This window comes from Streptomyces sparsus (assembly GCF_054776295.1).
This window is the reverse complement of the sequence record NZ_BAAHCA010000028.1, coordinates 1-18136: the sequence shown is the minus strand read 5'-3', so window position 1 is coordinate 18136 and position 18136 is coordinate 1. Positions and strand designations below refer to the sequence as shown.

Genomic DNA, 18136 nt, shown 5'->3' with positions numbered 1-18136 from the left:
TGCCCCGTGCTGTGGTGGGCTGCCGTACGGGAAGCCGGCCGGGGCGCGGCCGACCGGGGGAGAGCGGCAACGGCTCGGCGCGTGCCCCGCGAAGCGGTCGGAGCTGCCGGCCTCCGGGCCGGTCGGCCGATGGACGACGTCGACGTCCCTTTCACCGCCGGTCGCCGCCGCCTTCCCCGCGAACCCGCCCCTGTCCACGACCGTGAGTGAGTCTCCGCATGACGACAGACCTGACCCGCCGGCCCGCGCACGTGCAACTCCACGCCCTCGAACGCCGCGACGTCTCCAGCCGCGAACTGCTCGCACTCCACCTCGCCCGGATCGACGCCGACACGGTGAACGCCGTTGTCACCCGGGACGACGACGCGGCCCGTCAGGCCGCCCGGGCAGCCGACGAACGCCGCGCCCGCGGCGAGAGCCGCGGAGTCCTCGACGGCCTTCCGCTCACCGTCAAGGACTCGTTCGAGACAGCCGGTCTGCGCACCACCTGCGGCGCCGAGGACCTGCGGGAGCACGTCCCCGAGCGGGACGCCGACGCGGTCGCCCGGCTGCGCCACCAGGGCGCGGTGATCATCGGCAAGAGCAACACGCCCGCGTACTGCCAGGACCTCCACACCGACAACACCCTCTTCGGAGCCACCCTCAACCCGCACGACCCGGCCCGCACGGTCGGCGGCTCCTCCGGTGGGCCCGCCGCCGCGGTCGCCGCCCACCTCACCCCCGCCGACCTCGGCAGCGACCTTGCCGGTTCACTCCGGCTGCCGGCCCACTACTGCGGTGTGTTCGGCCTGCGGCCCACCCACGGACTCGTCCCGGCCCGGGGTCACATCCCCCGCCCACCGGGCCGGCTCACCAGCAGCGACATGCTCACCCCCGGCCCCCTGGCCCGCCACCCGCGAGACCTCGACCTGCTGCTGACCGCGCTGACCACCCCCGCACCGAGCGAGGCCACACCCTGGCGCCTGGAACTGCCGCAGCCGGGCAGGGGCATCGACCGACTCCGGGTCGCGGTCTGGGCAGACGACCCCGACTGCCCCGTCGACCGAGCCACCGGCCGGGCTCTCGCACTTCTTGAGCAAGCGCTGTCCGAAGCCGGTGCGGTGGTGCGCCGCACCGACGGCCCCGTTCACTTCGGCGACTCCACCCGCCTGTTCGAGCAACTCCTGCACGCCACGGCGACGGCCAGCGCCGACGAAGACACCGCCGCCGCCGAGATGGCGGCGGCACGGGCACTGCGGGAGGACGACACCAGTGCCCGCGCGGTCTTCCTCCGCCACCGCACCCAGACCCACCGGACGTGGCTCCACGCGGACGAGCGGCGCGCCTGGCTCCGGCAGACCTGGCAGCGGTTCTTCGCGGAGCACGACGTCCTCGTCACCCCGGCCGCCCCCACCCCCGCGATCCCCGCGGGAAGCCGCACCCTGCACGTCGACGGCCGCGAGCGCGGCTTCTTCGACCAGACCGGCTGGGCCAACCTCACCAGCCACATCGGCCTGCCCAGCCTCGTCGTACCGGTGACCAGGACCACGGAGGGGCTGCCGATCGGCGTGCAGCTCATCGGCCCGGCGTACACGGACCGGGTCCTGCTCGCCCTGGCGGAGGAGCTGATGCCGCTGCTTCGCTCGTAGCCGAGCGGGCAGCGCCGGGGGAGGGCGGCCGAGCGGATGGTGACCGGCGTCGTCACACGGTGCGTCGGCCGGTTCGGTGGGTGCGATCCCGCGGTGCGGGGTGCGATGCGCCGACGTGCGTCGTGGCGGGGACGCGGTCCGGGCCGGCACAGAGGTTGCCGAGGCCGCGCGGAACGCCCGGCGTGTGCCGGACGCGGCTCGCGGTGTGGTGCGCTTTGATCGGTCCAGGACAGCTTGATCGGTCCAGGACAGCGCCGCGTCGCGGATCGCGCCGGCCCGGCACCGCATCGGCAACGGAGAGCGTTCGGCATGACTGTGGAAGATCCCGGCACCCCCCACTGGCTGTTCGGTGATCAGCTCGGCCCCCACTTCGTGGACCCGGCGCGGGGCGGCCCGCACCGGGACGCGCCGCTGCTGATGATCGAGGCCAGGAGCGTCTTCCGGCGGCGGCGGTTCCACCGTGCCAAGGCCCACCTGATCCTGTCCGCGATGCGCCATCGCGCCGCCGAACTCGGCGACCGCGTGCGGTACGTCCGAGCCGACACCTACCGCCAGGGTCTGCGCGAGGCGGTGGGGGACGCCCCGGTGACCGTGCACCACCCCACGTCCCACGCGGCGCTCGCGTTCGTGCGCGAGCTGCCGCACGTGCGCGTCCTGCCGGCACGCGGCTTTCTCGTGGCGCACGACGACTTCAGCCGCTGGGCGGACGGCCGCGGCACGAAACACCTCCGTCAGGAGGACTTCTACCGGTGGGTCCGCCAGACGCACGACCTGCTGATGGAGGGTGACCGCCCCGCAGGCGGGCGCTGGAACCTGGACCACGACAACCGGGAGCCCCCGCCACGCGGCGCCACCGACCTGGGTGTTCCGGCGCCGTACCGCCCCAGGGAGAGCGACATCGACGCGGGGGTGCGGTCCGATCTCGACCGTTGGGCGCGCGACGGGGACGTCGAGTTCGTCGGCGAGGACGCGCCGCGCACGTTCCCCGCCACGCGCCGCGAAGCGCTCGCCGCGCTGCGCCGCTTCGTCGAGCACCGGCTCGCCACGTTCGGCGCCCACGAGGACGCGGTCCTGAGCGGCGACCCGACGATGAGCCACAGCCTGCTCTCCTCCTCGCTCAACCTCGGTCTGCTGGACCCCGCGGAGTGCGTCGAGCGGGCCGAGGCACGATGGCGGTCGGGGGAGGTGCCGCTCAACAGCGCCGAGGGGTTCGTGCGGCAGATCGCCGGCTGGCGGGAGTTCGTCTGGCACGTCTACTGGTACTTCGGCCCCGGGTACCGCTCGGGCAACGCCCTCGGCCACCACGAGCGACTGCCCGACTGGTTCACGGAACTGTCCTCGGACGGGACCGGGGCGAACTGCCTCTCCCACGTCCTGGAGCAGGTCAGGACGACCGGCTGGACGCACCACATTCCGCGCCTGATGGTCCTGGGCAGCTTCGCCCTGCAACGAGGGTGGCAGCCCCAGGCCGTCACCGACTGGTTCCACCGCAGCTTCGTCGACGGCTACGACTGGGTGATGGTCCCGAACGTGGTGGGCATGTCGCAGTACGCGGACGGGGGCCGCATGACCACCAAGCCGTACACGTCCGGAGGCGCGTACATCAACCGCATGAGCGACCTCTGCGGACCCTGCCGGTACAAGCCGCACGTGCGGGTCGGGGAGGACGCGTGCCCCTTCACCGCCGGCTACTGGAACCTCCTGCACCGCCACCGCGACCGGTTCGAACGCAACGCGCGGATGACGCAGGCCGTGCGGGGTCTGGACCGGCTCCGCGATCTCGACGAGCTGCTGGAGCAGGAGCGCGACCGCCGGGACTGACGGCATCGGCGGCGGGACCGAGGCCCGGGGCCGGGCCCGGGCGGGCCCGGCGTCACCCCGGGGCGTCGCCCTCCTTCGCGGGGTCGATGAGGGCGAGGCCGATCTCGGGCCGGAACGTCTTGCGCAGGGTTGCCGGGCTGCTGCGGAGGACGACCTCCAGGGTGGGCCAGACCTCACCCTCCAGCAGGTGCCCGCCGCGGGTCGAGCCGTCCGGGAGCCCGAGGACGGCATGGACGTGCGGCGCCGGCCCGTCCTCGCCCACGGCGATGTCACCGATCAACGAGAGCACCTCGCACTGCTGGTCCACCGGGATGCGGCGGTAGTCCTGCTCGTCCCGGTCGAACCAGCCCACGACGGCCCGTGAGAAGGCGCCCACCGCGGTGACCTGCGCCGCGCGCAGTCCGTGTTCGCGGGCGAAGGCCGTCAGGGCCTCCGTCGTCTCCTCTCCCGGGTCGAGTACGAGCACGTAGGTCGCTGCCGGGGAGTCCTCCACCTGTTGCCACTTCATGCCGGCCGGGTGCCCCGATTCCGCCGTGCCCAACAGCGGCCCCGGTGGATCGGGAGGGGGAGGCGGCGGGCCTGTCACAGCAGGGGGCGTGCACGCCGACGCGGCCAGGCGCTCCACGACGGGATCGTCGTGGAGCGCCTGGCGCGGCTTCCGGGGGGGCGTGGTCATGCGCCTTGCGTCACGGGCGCTCCCGGGTGCTGTCCTACGAGGCACCGGGACGGTCGTCGCGCTCCTTGCCACCCGGCAGGAACTCCTGCGCCTTGGCCTTGATGCCCTGCTTGACCATGGAGCCGCGGTCGCTGTCGCCCTTCAGGATGGACATGGCGGCGGCCTCGATCTGGTCCAGCGACGCGTGCGGCGGGATCGGCGGGACCGCGGGATCGGTCCGGAAGTCGATCACGAAGGGCCGGTCGGCGGCCAGCGCCTGCTCCCAGGCCGACTCGACCTGTTCGGGCTTTTCGACCCGCACCCCCGCCAGCCCGAACCGCTCGGCGATGTCGGCGTACGGCAGGTCGGGAATATGCTGCGACTCCTCGAACTGCGGGGCACCCGACATCGCCCGCATCTCCCAGGTCACCTGGTTGAGGTCGCCGTTGTTCAGCACGGCCACGATCAGCCGGGGGTCGGCCCACTCACGCCAGTACTTCGCCGCCGTGACCATCTCCATCATGCCGTTCATCTGCATCGCCCCGTCACCGACCAGCGAGATCACCGGGCGGCCGGGGTGGGCGAACTTCGCCCCGATGGCGTACGGCACGCCTGGGCCCATCGTCGCCAGCGTGCCCGACAGGGAGCCGCGCATCCCGTCGCGCAGCCGCAGGTGCCGGGCGTACCAGTTGGCGGCCGACCCGGAGTCGGCGGTCAGGATCACGTCGTCCGGCAGCCGGGCGTCCAGGGCGTGCACCACGTACTCGGGATTGATCGGGTCGGCTTCCACGGCGGCCCGCCGCTGCATGACCTCCCACCAGCGGGAGACGTTCTTCTCGACCTTCTGCCGCCAGGCGCGGTTCTCCTTGCGGTGCAGGCGCGGCAGCAGCCGCTCCAGCGTCTCGCGGGCGTCACCGACGAGGTTCACCTCGAAGGGGTACCGCATGCCGACCATGTGCGGGTCGATGTCGATCTGCACCGCCCGCGCCTGGTCCAGATCGGGCATGAACTGGGTGTACGGGAAACTGGACCCGATCATCAGCAGGGTGTCGCAGCCCTGCATCAACTCGTACGACGGACGCGTCCCGAGCAGACCGATCGCACCCGTCACGTACGGCAGGTCGTCCGGCAGCACGTCCTTGCCGAGCAGGGCCTTGGCCACACCGGCACCGAGCACGTCGGACAGCCGCTCCACCTGGGTGCGCGCCCCCCGGGCGCCCTGACCGATGAGGACGGCGACCTTCTCACCGGCGTTCAGCACGTCCGCGGCCCGCTCGATGTCCTGCTCGGCCGGTACCGGCGCGTAGTGGCTGAGACCGAGACTGGAGGGCACCATCTTGAACTCGTGCGTCGGCGGGCTGTAGTCCAGCTCCTGCACGTCGCCCGGCAGGATGATCGCGGTGACGGTGCGCTTGGCGTACGCGGTGCGCATCGCCCGGTCGATCAGGTTCGGCAGCTGCTCCGGCACCGTCGCGGTCTCGCAGAACTCCGAGGCGACGTCCTTGTACAGGTTCTGCAGGTCCACTTCCTGCTGGTACGAGCCGCCCATGGCGCTGCGGTCCGTCTGGCCCACCAGCGCCACGACGGGGACGTGGTCGAGCTTCGCGTCGTAGAGGCCGTTCAGCAGGTGGATCGCGCCCGGCCCGGACGTGGCCGCGCAGACGCCCACCTTCCCGGAGAACTTGGCGTACCCGACCGCCTGGAAGGCGGACATCTCCTCATGGCGCGACTGCACGAACTTCGGCTTGTTGCCGGCGCGGCCCCAGGCCGCCAGAAGACCGTTGATGCCGTCGCCGGCGTAGGCGAAGACATGATCGACATCCCATTCACGCAGCCGGTGGAGAATGTAGTCCGACACTTTCGTACTGGCCATTGCTGCTCCGTTTCTCGCACCGCCGACGCGCGGATCGGCCCTCGCGCATGGTGGCGGGACACTCCGCCACGGCGGCGGAACACGCGTCGGGTAACCGTGGCGAGTGGATGGAAACGTCGCGCAGTTGCCGGTACGTCACCCTGCGGCCACCCGTCGGCGCGCCCGGAAAGAGGGGCGCGGAATGCGGGTCCGGACGGCCGGCGGGAGTGGCGGGGGAGTACGGAGGGTCGCTCAGGCGTCGCGGCGGGAGCCCCAGGGCACGGTCGGCTGAAGCACGGCCTCGGTCAGGGCCCGGGAGCGGAGACCGGTGATCGCCTGGTACTCCGGGTCGGCGACCATGCGGCCGAAGGCCGCGCGGCTCGGATAGCGGACCACCAGCACCGCGTCCCAGGCCTGGCCGTCCTCAGCGACCAGGGCCGCCTCCCCGTCGCCGGCGTAGACGACCTCGGCTCCGTAGCGCTCCAGGAACCGCCTCGCCTGCCGTGAGTACTCCTCGTAGGAGGCCCGCCCGTCGGGGGCGAAACGCAGCAGGTTCAGCATGACAACGGGCTCGTCCGACTCGTCCTTCACCAGCCGGGCGAGATCGGCGCCTGAGGGATCGACTGCCATGGGGTCCCCTTCTCGTCTCACGGTCCTCGTCACGGGCATGCGCGCCCTTGGTGTGCGCGCGGCGGCCCGCCGCCGTGACCGTCGCGTCACGGCGGCCTGAAGCCTAGACCCGCCGACCCCCAGCTGCATACCGTCTGGTCGGTCTCTGCTCCCGAGGTGTGTCCCAGACGACTTCGCAGCCCTTCGTACTCTCTGTCGCACTGCGGGGTACTCTCGGACACATCATCAACGCGGCCCGACGGGCTTCCGCTCCACCACGGTGGAGTTCCCACGGACATGCCCCCACCCGCACGAGTCTTTTCGTGCTGCCTGGGGGAAGTCCTTGCTGTTCCGTGCGTCCGCGGAAACGGTCGCCGTCATGGCGTCCGACGGTTCACTGTTCCTGCACCTGACCGACCAGTTCGTCCATATGCACGGCTACCGGCCCGGTGCCTCGGAGGCTCGATCCTGGGAACGCAGCATCCCCGTCCTCACCGCCGCGCTCAACGAAGCGGGCCTGGGCGACGTCGAGGTCATGTTGGAGTACGGCCTTCCGCTGAACAGCAAGCGGGCGGACGCCGTTCTCGCCGGAGTGCACCCGGTGACAGGTGAACCCTCCTACGTTGTGGTGGAGTTGAAGCAGTGGAGCCAGGCACTCCCGCACGAGGACGACGCGGCCCTGTGCCACGTCGACGCCTACGCCCACCCGGTCCTCAACCCCGTGGAGCAGGTGCGCCGCTACTGCCAGTACCTCGGCAACTTCAACGGCGCGGTGGCCGAACACGGGGAACGGCTCAACGGGGTGGCGTTCCTGCACAACGCAACCGAGTTCGGCGTGGCGGGACTCCGGGAGATCGAGCGCGACCACCAAGGGCTGCTGTTCACCGGCGAACGCCGCGGCGCGCTGCTCGACCATCTCCGATCGAGGCTGAGCAGCAAGCACTCGGGGGCACAGGCAGCGGATGCGCTGCTCGCAGGCGCCACGGTCCCCTCCAAGCAGTTGATGTCTGTCGCTGCCGAGGAAGTGCGAGAGCGAAGCCAGTTCGTCCTCCTCGACGAGCAGCAGGTCGCCTACCGCATGGTCCTCAACGCAGTGGAGAAGGCCAAGCACGCCGATCGCAAGGAAGTCGTTGTCGTGACCGGCGGGCCCGGCACGGGCAAGAGCGTGATTGCCCTGCAACTACTCGGCGAGCTGTACCGCCGCGGAGTACCGGCGCTGCACGCCACCGGTTCGCAGTCGTTCACGACGACGATGAGAAAGGTCGCCGGCGCCCGGAAACGGGAGGTCCAGTACCTGTTCAAGTACTTCAACAGCTTCATGACCGCAGAGAAGAACAGCCTGGGCGCCCTCGTCTGTGACGAGGCCCACCGCATCCGGGAGACCTCGGCCAACCGCTACACGCGCGCCGAGCACCGCACCGGAAGGGCGCAGATCGACGAACTCATCGACGTCGCCTACGTGCCGGTCTTCTTCCTGGACGAGCACCAGGTCGTCAGGCCGGGCGAGATGGGCACCGTAGCCGAGATCGAGGCGGCAGCGGCGAAGCGGAACATCCCGTGCCACGTCGTCCCGCTGGACAGCCAGTTCCGCTGCGGCGGCAGCGACGCCTACCTGCGCTGGGTCGTCCGGCTCCTCGGCCTGGAGCCGGGCGGGCCGGTCGTCTGGGAACCCGACGACCGTATGCGGTTGCTGGTCGCGGACAGCCCGCAGGAGATGGAGTCCTTTCTCGAGGCCCGCCGGTCGCAAGGGTTCGGCGCCCGCATGTCCGCAGGATTCTGCTGGCGCTGGTCGCCGGAACCCAAGCCGGGCCAGCCGCTCCCGACAGACGTGGTCGTCGGTGACTGGGCTCGCCCGTGGAACCTGCGCGGCGACCGTTCCGTCTCCGGCGCGCCCCCGGCGGCATTGTGGGCCACCGATCCCGCGGGCTTCGGGCAGGTCGGGTGCGTCTACACCGCGCAGGGCTTCGAGTACGACTGGTCCGGTGTCATCATCGGCCCCGACCTGGTCTGGCGCGGCGACCGCTGGACCACGGACCGCACGGCGTCCAAGGACCCGGTCTTCAAGCGGTCCACCCCGGACGCCGACGTGGACCGTCTGGTCCGCAACACCTACAAGGTGCTTCTGACCAGAGGCATGGTCGGCACGATCGTGTACTCCACCGACCCGGAGACCCGCGCGAAGCTCCGCGAACTGCTGGAGGGCGGCTCGAGGCGTCAGCCGACCACGGCCTGACCGCCCTTGACCGAGCAGGGAAGGGTTGAACGGTGCGGCGTCGTGTCGGACAGTCGATTTGCCCCTCCTTCGCGTCTCCACGCCGGAGGGGGCGAAGCCAAGACCGGGCGTGGCCTCCACGGGCAGCGACAGTCGGTCGTAGATGTGTCGCACAGAGTCGAGACCGACGGGTCTGCTCGTACTCATCGGTGCCCAGTGGTCAAGCCCTCGCGTACAGACGTCATCGGGCGACGAGACGACGTGGATGTCGTCGCCGCTGTTGTTGGACATGGTGAAGATGTGTCCCGTCTCCGGCCATGCGGCAACGAAGGGGTTGATTCGGTAGCCGTCCGGGTGGGGCCTGCCTCGCCCTGGCGATCGGATGGCAAATGCTGATAAGACGCCGATCGCCAGAAGTGCGGCTGCGGCGTCGTGCGCTCCTACTCGGTGCACCGCCGGCACCGGAATCCGGCCATGAGACCCGCCAACCACGTCGACAGTGGATCGGCGTTCTCGGCTCGCCCGGACCTTCTCTTAAGATCGTCTCAACCGGTTGCGGCCCGACGGGCCTCCCCGCGCGGACACGCCCCCACCCGCACGAGTCACTCGTGCTCTGGGGGAATCACTCGTGTCCATGCTTCTGTTGAAGCTGGCAGCGCAGGATCTGCTCGCTCTGAACTCAAGGCATCGCATGGTGCCGCATCTCGCCGCCAGGTACCGGCATTTCCGTGGGGCGGACGCGACGGTCAGCGAGCGATCCGCATGGGCAGAGAGTCTCGTCAACCTCGCCAATGACCTGGTTGCCGCCGACCGCGGGAACGTCGAGATGATCGTCGAGTGCGCGGCCACCATCGACGAGATGGAACGGACGGGTGGCCCCCGGCTCATCGATGTGGTGCTTGTGGGACATCACCCACTGGAGCGTCGGCTGTCCGTGCAACTCGTAGAGCTGAAGCGCTGGTCGACGGTGACCCGGGTGGAACAGGCCACTGCGGACATGGTGGATGTACCAGGTATGGGCAGTACCAAACACCCTGCTCTCCAGCTACGTGAGTACTACGAGGCATTTACCGGTGGCAGGGGGCCGCTGCACGGGCTCGACTACGAGTGCGGAGGCTTCGCGTATCTGCACAATGCAACGGATGCCTCCGTGCGCCCTCTGATCGACGTGGACGCGCCGACTGGTGCCTACGCTGACGTGTACACAAAAGACCAACGCGACAGGCTGCTGTCCGATCCTCGGGCGAATTTCGACACGGAGGGCGGCGCGTCCGCAGCCGAGGTCCTCCTGCGTGGGATGGGGCTTCGCAACACACCCCTGCTCGATGCCATGATCTGCGCACGAGGAGAGGACACCGTCTTCACCCTCCGAGGTCGGCAGAGGATCGTTGCCGACCAGACCCTGGAGGCGACTGCCAAGCTCCTTCCGGACTCACGTCGTCCCACTCTCGTCCCGGATGAGCGACGTGTCGTCTTCCTGGTGACGGGCGGCGCGGGCACGGGGAAAAGTGCGATCGGGCTGCAGCTTAAGGCCGAGCTGGAGGCACAGGGGCGCAATTCATGCGTAACCACTCCATGGCGTGAACTGGGAATGGCAGGGACTGCCCTTCCGGGCGTCCGCAGTCACACCGCGTGCAGTACGCGATGGAAACCATTCGCTGATCACGGCCGAAGAACCGGTTACTGAACTCCGCTCCTGTACCCTCCGGGAAGGGACGCGCAGCGCCATCAACTCTGGTACAAGGCAGGAGTGGGGACGAGGTGATTCCTGAGGTCGCGTCGTGCGACGCGATGACTCGGGCGATGCTTCGTCCGATGTCGACTGCGAGCTGGTGTGGGCGAGGGGCTGTGCAATGTCGGTGAAGCCAGCCAACGTCTCGTGGCACCTTCAGTCGAACAGCGGGTCCAGCAGAGCCTCACCCGCGAGAACGCGCCAGGCGGGGACCCGCACGGTCCGGTCCACCGGACCGAACTTCGCCCCGTAGCCTCCCGACGGCAACCCGGGCAGCAGGTCGGCCCGTGCGTGCGTCAACCGGAGGTGGCGTGCCGGGTCCCGGTCGCGCGGCGGGCCGGGGTCGAGCAGGACCGCCGTGTTCTGCCCGCCCGCGGTGAACAGCACATCCACCACGTGCCCTCCGACCACAGTCGCCCTTTCCAGGTCGGTGATCCCGCGTTCGGTGAGGTACTGCTGGAGCCGGTCGGCGAGTTCCTCGCGGAACCGGGGTTCCGGGGCGCGCCCTGCCGTGCCACCGCCCTGCCGGCCACCCCGGCTGTTCGCTGCCCCCACGCCGGCCCCCAGCGGAACCGAGCGGTTCGCGAGCAGCGCCGGCAGACCGCTCTGCCCCTGCCAGAAGACGTGTCCGCCGACTGTGATCAGCTGCGACTTGGTACGGGTGATCGCCACGTTCCACAGGTTGACCTGGCTCGCCACCCAATGCGTGGTCCGGGGCGGGGTGTTGTGCGTGGCCACCGGGCTCAGCACCATGACGTCCCGCTGCCCGCCCTGGAACGCGTGCACTGTACCGACCCGCACCCGGTCGTCGTCGCACCACAGGCGGGCCAGCCACTCCTTCTGCGCCTTGAACGGTGTCACCACTCCGACCGTGGCGTCCGGGGGTAGGTGCCGCAGCAGCTCGTCCACCACCCGCCGCACGGCTACCGCCTCAGCCTCGTTGCGCCAGGACTGCCCGCCACCGCCCCGCACCGACTCGCCGTACGGCACGTCCACCCAGCCCAGCACAGGTACCGGCTCGGCTGCCCCGACGGGATCGGACGCCGGAACCTGGCGGCGCGTGTCGGTGAGGACCTGCAACTGACCCGCGTAGCAGTAACCGTTGACGATGCCGGCGATCTCGGGATGGCACCGGTAGTGCTCGTCCAGCAGCAGCGGGGACTCGCCGTGCTGCGCGGACACGTGGTAGGCGGAGTACACGTGGTAGGCCAGTCGGCGGTCCTCCAACTGTGCCGCGCTCAGGCCGGTCCGGACCCGGGCCTGCCGCTCCTGCTGTGGGGACACGCCGGGGATGTGCCCCAACTGCATGGGATCACCGATGATCAGCGCTCGGCGCGCCCGGAACAGCAGCGGCAGGATCGACGGGATCGAGCACTGGCTCGCCTCGTCGATGACGACGAGATCGAAGAGCTTCGGACTCAGTTCCAGCTGCTGGACCGAGTGGGTGCTGATGGCCCAGCCCTTGATGTGCACCATCAGCTTCTTCTGACTTCTCCGGTATCCGGAGCGGCTCCGCAACGACTGGAGGCGCTGCCCCATGGAGTCGCTCGCCAGGGCCTCCACCTCGGTGGACACCGCGCGGGACAGCTCGGACGAGAGCGCCGACAGCTCACCCGCCGTCTCCAGCCGTGTCTGCTTCAGCCCTTCCTCGTCCCAGCCGGTGTGGTGCGGCACAAGATCGCGCAGTTCCCGTTCCACGGCCACCGCGTCCGCCACGGACTCCAGCAACCCGGATGGCACCGGCCGCTCGGTCAACCACCCCGGCCACGCGGTGCCCTCTCCCGTCAATGACGGGGGTGTGGGGCGAGACGGTGCTGCGAACAGCACCGCGAGCGCCCGCCTCCGGCGCCAGGAACCGAACAGCCACCACGGCGCCCCGACTGCCTTTCGCGCCCGGTGCTCCCAGCGATCCAACGCGGCCACGCCGTCATCGGCCGCCGCCCAGGCACTCTCCAGGAACGGCACCGGCAACTCCAGCGCTGCCGCCCGCTGCTCCCGCTCGCGGAGCAGATCCAGCAGGCGTCCCTCCTCGCCGACGCGCTGCGCCGCCTCCGCACGCTGCCGGTCGGCCAGTACCCGACTGACGCGCAACTGCCCGCCGACGGTCGTCGATCCGCGTGGCGGAGTCCCGGTGGGCTCGGTGAGGAGAGCCTCCAGCTTCGCCGCCTCCCGCTCCCGCGCCTCGGAGTTGCCCGTTCGCATGAGCAGCCCCGGAGCGATGTCGTCGCAGCGCTTCGCGACGACATCGACCGCCTCGTTGTTCGTGGAGGCGACCAGCACGGACTGTCCCGCGGCGACGCAGGTGGTGACGACGGCCGTCACGACCTCGCTCTTGCCTGTTCCGGGGGGTCCGGTCGCCACTGTCAGAGGTTTCGTCATCGCCGAGGAGATCACCTGCTCCTGGCTTTCGTTGCACGGACCTGGCGCCACCACGGCAGCGGTCGTGGCCTGGCTCCTGCCGTCGCCACTGCCCAGCAGCGCCTCCATCGCCGTGCCGGGGATCTGCGCGGTCCTGGCCGACATCTGCAGCAGGTTGTCCACCAAGCCCTGAGTGGCGACAGCCTCCACGCCCGAAGGCGCCAGCAGGATCGCCGCGTTGTGCGCGCCGGGCCGTAGCGACTGCATCACCGACTGCTCACTGAGCGCGGACGGATCGAGCGGTTCCAGTTCCGGTAGCCCCAGCACATCCAGCAGCTCCCGCACCGCGCGCAGCATCTGCTGGTCGTTGCCCTCCTGCCACGTCGGTTGCCAGTGCGCTACGAGGTCGGCCGCATCGCCCTCGTCCAGCAGCTCCGACACGACGCCGGTGTGCAGGGACGGCACACCGCTGGGCCGGAGCACGTCCCGGCCGTCCTCGTCGGGCGCCCGCTCCATCTGCTGGACGAGCAGCGGGGCCACCTCCACCGACGTCCGGCGTCCCCGGCCGCCACCGCGTACGGGCAGGGTTACCGCCGGATAGCCGTACCAGTACTCCTGCTGGGCCCCCGTACCGCCGCTGGTGTCGGTCGATCCCGCCTTCGGAGCGGGCAGCCGGGTGGGGGCGGGGAAGGTGGAGCTCCGCCCGGACTGAACGGCCTCCTCGCCCTCTTTCAACAGGAAGTACTTGCTGTTGAGCCCGCTGTCGCGATCGGGCCGCATCGCTGCCGCCCCCTGAGCGGTGAGGCAGTGCACGTAGTACTGCAACAGCCGTTCCCAGCCGACGCCCTCCCCTGCATCAGCAGCGGCCAGTTCCCTCGCCTTGCGCAGGGCCGGGGACCGGCGGGCGGCTTCGGCGGAGTCGCCCGGCATCGCGGGAATGTGCACCGGTTGTGCCACCGACCGTGCGAAGACCAGTTGCCGTGTGGCTCGGATCGTGGACTTGGTGGGGCGCTGCTCCTCCGGAACGCCCTCCCGCGTCATCTGTGCGGTGAGGTAGTTGAAGAGGTCATCCGGCGTGATCCAGCCGCCGTCCTTGATTCGCCCGTTGCGCAGCCCCTCCACGATCTCGCCGGTGAACCGGGAGGTGCCGAGCTCCGATCCGGACGGTGCCATGGCGGAGGCGGGTTGAAGCGCGTCGGAAGCGGTGATGAAGTAGACACCGGTGGGCCGGAGCAGGGTGCTCGCCGTCGGCTGTTGGGGGTCCTCCGGAGATCCTTTGGCGGTCCAGCCCTGCACGACGGAGCCGCTGGAGCAGCAGTCCAGAAGCACGATCTTCGAGGAGGCGCGGCAGGACTGCAGCATTCGCTCGAGGAACTCGGCGGGGACGGCCGTGCCCGGCAGGTTCTCGGGGTCGGTGTCGCGTGTCAGGAAGTACAGCTGGTTGTCGTCCTCGCAGAACTGGCCGTGCCCGCTGAAGTACAGGAGCGCTGTCTCGTTCGGTTGCCGTTCCTCCAAGTACGTCTCGACGGCGCGCAGCATCTCCGCGCGGGTCGGCTCGGCGACCATCGCGCAGTCGTTGTACATGCCGATCCCGGTGTTCTCCAGCACCGCCCGCAGGTAGTGCAGGTCCGCGCGCACGGCCGGCAGATCGTGGTAGGAGCTGCTGTCGTAGGTGGAGACGCCCACCAGCATGGCGTAGCGGTCGTTGTTGTTCATCCGGGCCCTCAGTCCGCCGCCGGGCCGTTGCCTTCGCCTGTATCCGGGGCACTGTCCCCGGCTTCACCGTGGCCCCTGCCCTCGCCGTCCGTGCCCTTGCCGGAATGGTCGTCGCCGTTGAGGAAGCGGGTGAGGCGCTGGTCGTCCTGACGGGCCTCCCGACCGGTGATGCTCAGGGTCGTGCCGTCGGGGCGTTTCGCGACGATCGTCCGTTGCGGCACCCGCGCCAGCCAGGTCTGCACGACGGCGACGAGGAGGGTGCTGCCGCTGAACACGAGCCCCACGAGCTCAGCCGTCACGCCGCCCTTGGCGGTGTCCGCGGCAGGGGCGGCGGAGGGCTGATCACGGGGGATGTCGAGCGCGGCCGAAGGCTCCGCATCGGTGAGTTCTGCGAGGAGTTCACGGATCTCACGACGGGCCCGCAGCGGGTCCTCGTCGACGATCGAGATCCGGCACGGTGTCCGGTCTTGGTGGGATTGACGCACAGCTTCCCCCTGGGTGTTTCTCAACTGGTCACACGGCCTGACACGCTATTTCCCGCCGAGACCGGGCCGTGCCCCGTTATCCGAAACCCATGCGGTCATTGGCGCAAAATGTCCTTTGGCCCGGGCCCGTCGTACTGCCGCGCTTGGTCCGTCCCGGTCAGTTGCTCCCGGCGTTGTGGAACCGTGTCGGTTCTGACAGGGCGTCGCGTGCGCCGTCGAAATCGGCGAGTCGTGCCGCCACCGTGGCGACGGCGAGTCGCAGGGGTAGCGCGGCGGAGAACTTCAGGCCGCGCACCGCACGCTCGTCGACGCTGGGTAGGACGAGGGCCGGGCTGGCTTCCGCCGTCGCGAGCGCCGCGCGCCACATATCAGGTGTGAGATCCTCCCGGAGCCGCACCCAGCAGTCCGTCGGGCGCTGGACCGGGTCGGTGACGGACGACAGGGTGGCTCCGAGCGTCGCGTTGGCGCGGTATCCCGCCCACGTCCACCAGCGTACGTCGTTTCCCTGGCGCGTCAGGAGAGTGCTGTCGGGGTGGACGAGCTGAGGTCCCTGCTCTTCACGCCACTCACGGAGGCACCCTTCGGCCCTGCGCGTGAGGTGGGCTGCCGGGTAGGCGCCCAGCAACACCTCTCGCATCGCCCGTGTCAGTGCGTACGACAGCCCGGAGGGCGTTCCGCCCGACCACTTGGCGACGCCGCCGCTGTCGACCGGTTCGACGAAGACCCGTTTGCGTCCCCAGTCGATGTGGTTCACCTGCCAGCTGCGCCCGGCGAGCAGTAGTCGCCGGGGGCCGGGCCGCTCCTCCGTGAGCACGGCCGGATCCATCCGTCCGATCTCGGCGCGCCCGGACAGCACGGTGAACTGCGGCGGCGCGGTGAACGACGCGGTCAGTTCGATGAAGTGGCGTCGGCCGAAGCGACGCTCCGCCTCCTGACCGATGAACAACATGCCGCCGTCGGTGTCGAGAAATCCCTCTTCGCTCAGGTGGCGAAGGATGGGGGCGGCGGAGCGGTCGAAGGGGGCGAGGCCGTTCCACTGGTCGGCCCACAGGCGGTCGCCCAGGCGGTGTTCCTGGAGAGTCACGGAGAGGAGCTGCTGGGCGACGAGGTGGCGCGGCTCGGGCGGCGGGACGACGGGCTCGACCCAACCGCGTTCCCAGAGCAGCAGCAAAGCCGCCGCCTGGAGAAGCGCATCCGTGTCGGTGGTCAGGAAGAGGCAGTTGCGGCTGGTGCCGGTGCGGCGGCCGGTGCGGCCGATGCGTTGGAGGAACGAGGCGACGGTGGCTGGTGAGTCGATCTGGATGACCCGGTCCAGGTCGCCGACATCGATGCCGAGTTCCAGGGTGGACGTGGCGACGATGACGCAGTCGCGTGCCTCGGCGAAGGCCTGCTCGGACCTGGACCGTTCGGCGGCGGAGAGCGAGGCGTGCGACAGGAAGGCGGTGACGTCGCGGGCTCGGAGTGCCGCGCCGAGTTCTTCGACCTGCCGTCGGGAGTCACAGAACACCAGCCTTTTCTCTCCCCGGTGGAGGGTGGCGATGACCTTGGCGGCGTTGGTGAGGGACCCCACGTAGTCCAGCACGACGTCCCCGGGGGGTGCTGCGGCGGGCGGTTCGCCGTCGGACCGTGCCGGGAATGCGCCCGCCGGCCCCTCCGGGGCCACGATCCGGCCGGGGCGGCTGCCGGCTCCCGAGCCCTGGAGCCAGGTGAGGAGTTGCCGCGGGTTGCCCACGGTCGCGGAGAGCCCGATGCGCTGGATGGGTCGCCGCGTCACCCGTTGCAGACGTTCGAGGACCGCGAGAAGGTGCCAGCCCCGGTCGTCGCCGGCGAAGGCGTGTACCTCGTCGATGATGACGGCCCGGATGCCGCCCAGTAGGTGGGCGTGGTCCGTCTTCACGCCGATCAGCATGGCCTCCAGCGACTCTGGTGTTGTCAGGAGGATGTCGGGCCGGTCGGTACGGATGCGCTGACGCGCGGACTCGCTGGTGTCGCCGTGCCACAGGGCGGCGCGGCGTCCCAGCCACTGCGCGTAGCCGTCGACCCGGGTCACCAGGTTGTTGAGCAGGGCTTTCAGCGGGCAGAGGTAGAGGACCGAGGTGCCGGTCCAGTGCCGCGCGGCCATAGCGGAGAGCATGGGCAGGCAGGCGGCTTCGGTCTTGCCGCTCGCGGTGGGAGCGAGCAGGACGGCGTCGTCGCCGTCCATCAACGGCTCGATGGCTGCGCGTTGCAGCGGGCGGAGGTCTGACCAGCCGAGGGTGTTCACCACGTGGTGCAGCACGACGGGGTCGAGCCGGTCGACGGGGTCCGCGGCCGGTGCCATCACAGCTCCAGGTCGATGTCGTCGGCGCTTGACCGGGCGAGGTTCCTTTCCACGTCGGTGAGTTCGCCGCTCCTGACCGTCAGCCGGTAGTGCTGCCGGGGGTCGAAGTCCTCGAACTGGTCGATGCGGTCAAGGACGTCGCCCACCAGCTTCTTCAGGAACAGCCGGGGCGCCACACCCACCTTGCCGCCGAGCGCGCCGCCCACCGCCCCGGCGAGGTCGGAGACGTAGGTGTCGTCCGCGAGGGCCTTGACGCGTTCGGGAGCTTCGGCGCCGGACGCGTACAGGTCGCGAATGGTCAGGCCCAGACCGATCAGCGACTCCTGGGTGAAGCCGGGCAGCCGCACCTGGACCGCGCGCGGGTTGTCGAAGCGCGGGTCGGTGGTGAAGTCGGTGGCGAGCCGCTGGGCCAGCGGGGCGAGCCGCTGCACTCCCTGCTGTCCGTCGTAGAACGCGGGTGTGCCGGTGATGACCAGATAGAGGCCGGGGAACCGGCCGGAGTGGACCTCGTCGATGAGTTGCCGCAGCGCGTTGAGTGCCTTGTCCCGGGCGTCGGACCGTACCCGCTGCAACGTCTCGACCTCGTCGAGTACGACGAACAGCCCTCGGTGCCCGGAGTCCCGCAGGACGGTCAGCAGCCCTTGCAGGAAGCCCAGCGCCCCGAAGTGGTCGAGGTCGCCGCGTACCCCGGCGGCGCGCCGGGCCGCCGCCGCCACGTGGGGCTGGCCGCCGAGCCAGGCCAGCACGG

General features: G+C 70.3%; 11 protein-coding genes. 4 read left to right on the top strand and 7 right to left on the bottom strand.

Features of this window, described 5'->3' with window-relative positions; genetic code table 11:
• Window positions 1–218: 218 nt before the first annotated feature.
• Both ACYVE9_RS03960 and ACYVE9_RS03955 read left to right on the top strand, forming a co-directional pair.
• Window positions 219–1628, top strand: coding sequence for an amidase family protein (locus tag ACYVE9_RS03960; RefSeq protein ID WP_461026280.1), 1410 nt, complete (start codon window positions 219–221; stop codon window positions 1626–1628).
• 309 nt (window positions 1629–1937) lie between these two features.
• Complete coding sequence (locus tag ACYVE9_RS03955) at window positions 1938–3449, top strand: cryptochrome/photolyase family protein (RefSeq protein WP_461026279.1); 1512 nt, start codon at window positions 1938–1940, stop codon at window positions 3447–3449.
• Window positions 3450–3501: 52 nt separating this feature from the next.
• On the opposite strand, the gene ACYVE9_RS03950 is transcribed toward ACYVE9_RS03955, so the two are convergent.
• From ACYVE9_RS03950 to ACYVE9_RS03940, 3 genes are all read right to left on the bottom strand, one after another.
• The gene (locus ACYVE9_RS03950; RefSeq protein WP_461026278.1) at window positions 3502–3957 is read right to left on the bottom strand and encodes a PPC domain-containing DNA-binding protein; all 456 of its coding nucleotides are present in this window, start codon (window positions 3955–3957) and stop codon (window positions 3502–3504) included.
• Window positions 3958–4159: 202 nt separating this feature from the next.
• Window positions 4160–5977, bottom strand: a complete 1818-nt coding sequence (locus tag ACYVE9_RS03945; RefSeq protein ID WP_461026277.1) for a thiamine pyrophosphate-requiring protein — start codon at window positions 5975–5977, stop codon at window positions 4160–4162.
• A gap of 231 nt (window positions 5978–6208) precedes the next feature.
• The gene (locus ACYVE9_RS03940) at window positions 6209–6586 is read right to left on the bottom strand and encodes a DUF1330 domain-containing protein (protein WP_461026276.1); all 378 of its coding nucleotides are present in this window, start codon (window positions 6584–6586) and stop codon (window positions 6209–6211) included.
• A 322-nt stretch (window positions 6587–6908) separates the two neighbouring features.
• Here ACYVE9_RS03940 and ACYVE9_RS03935 point away from each other — a divergent pair, with 322 nt between their 5' ends.
• Together ACYVE9_RS03935 and ACYVE9_RS03930 are read left to right on the top strand one after the other, a co-directional pair.
• The gene (locus tag ACYVE9_RS03935; protein WP_461026275.1) at window positions 6909–8798 is read left to right on the top strand and encodes a DNA/RNA helicase domain-containing protein; all 1890 of its coding nucleotides are present in this window, start codon (window positions 6909–6911) and stop codon (window positions 8796–8798) included.
• Window positions 8799–9411: 613 nt separating this feature from the next.
• Window positions 9412–10464, top strand: coding sequence for a DNA/RNA helicase domain-containing protein (locus ACYVE9_RS03930; RefSeq protein ID WP_461026281.1), 1053 nt, complete (start codon window positions 9412–9414; stop codon window positions 10462–10464).
• Between the two features lie 201 nt (window positions 10465–10665).
• Here the strand turns inward: ACYVE9_RS03930 and ACYVE9_RS03925 are convergent, their stop codons facing one another.
• The 4 genes from ACYVE9_RS03925 to brxD form a co-directional block, all read right to left on the bottom strand.
• Window positions 10666–14583: a caspase, EACC1-associated type gene (locus ACYVE9_RS03925; protein ID WP_461026274.1), complete on the bottom strand. Its 3918-nt coding sequence runs from the start codon at window positions 14581–14583 to the stop codon at window positions 10666–10668.
• Between the two features lie 8 nt (window positions 14584–14591).
• On the bottom strand, window positions 14592–15068 hold the full coding sequence (locus ACYVE9_RS03920; protein WP_461026273.1) for an effector-associated constant component EACC1: 477 nt from the start codon (window positions 15066–15068) through the stop codon (window positions 14592–14594).
• A gap of 157 nt (window positions 15069–15225) precedes the next feature.
• Window positions 15226–17388: a DEAD/DEAH box helicase gene (locus tag ACYVE9_RS03915; protein WP_461026272.1), complete on the bottom strand. Its 2163-nt coding sequence runs from the start codon at window positions 17386–17388 to the stop codon at window positions 15226–15228.
• A partial coding sequence (gene brxD, locus ACYVE9_RS03910) for a BREX system ATP-binding protein BrxD (protein ID WP_461026271.1) occupies window positions 17388–18136 on the bottom strand: 749 nt, incomplete at its 5' end. The genes brxD and ACYVE9_RS03915, both read right to left, overlap by 1 nt.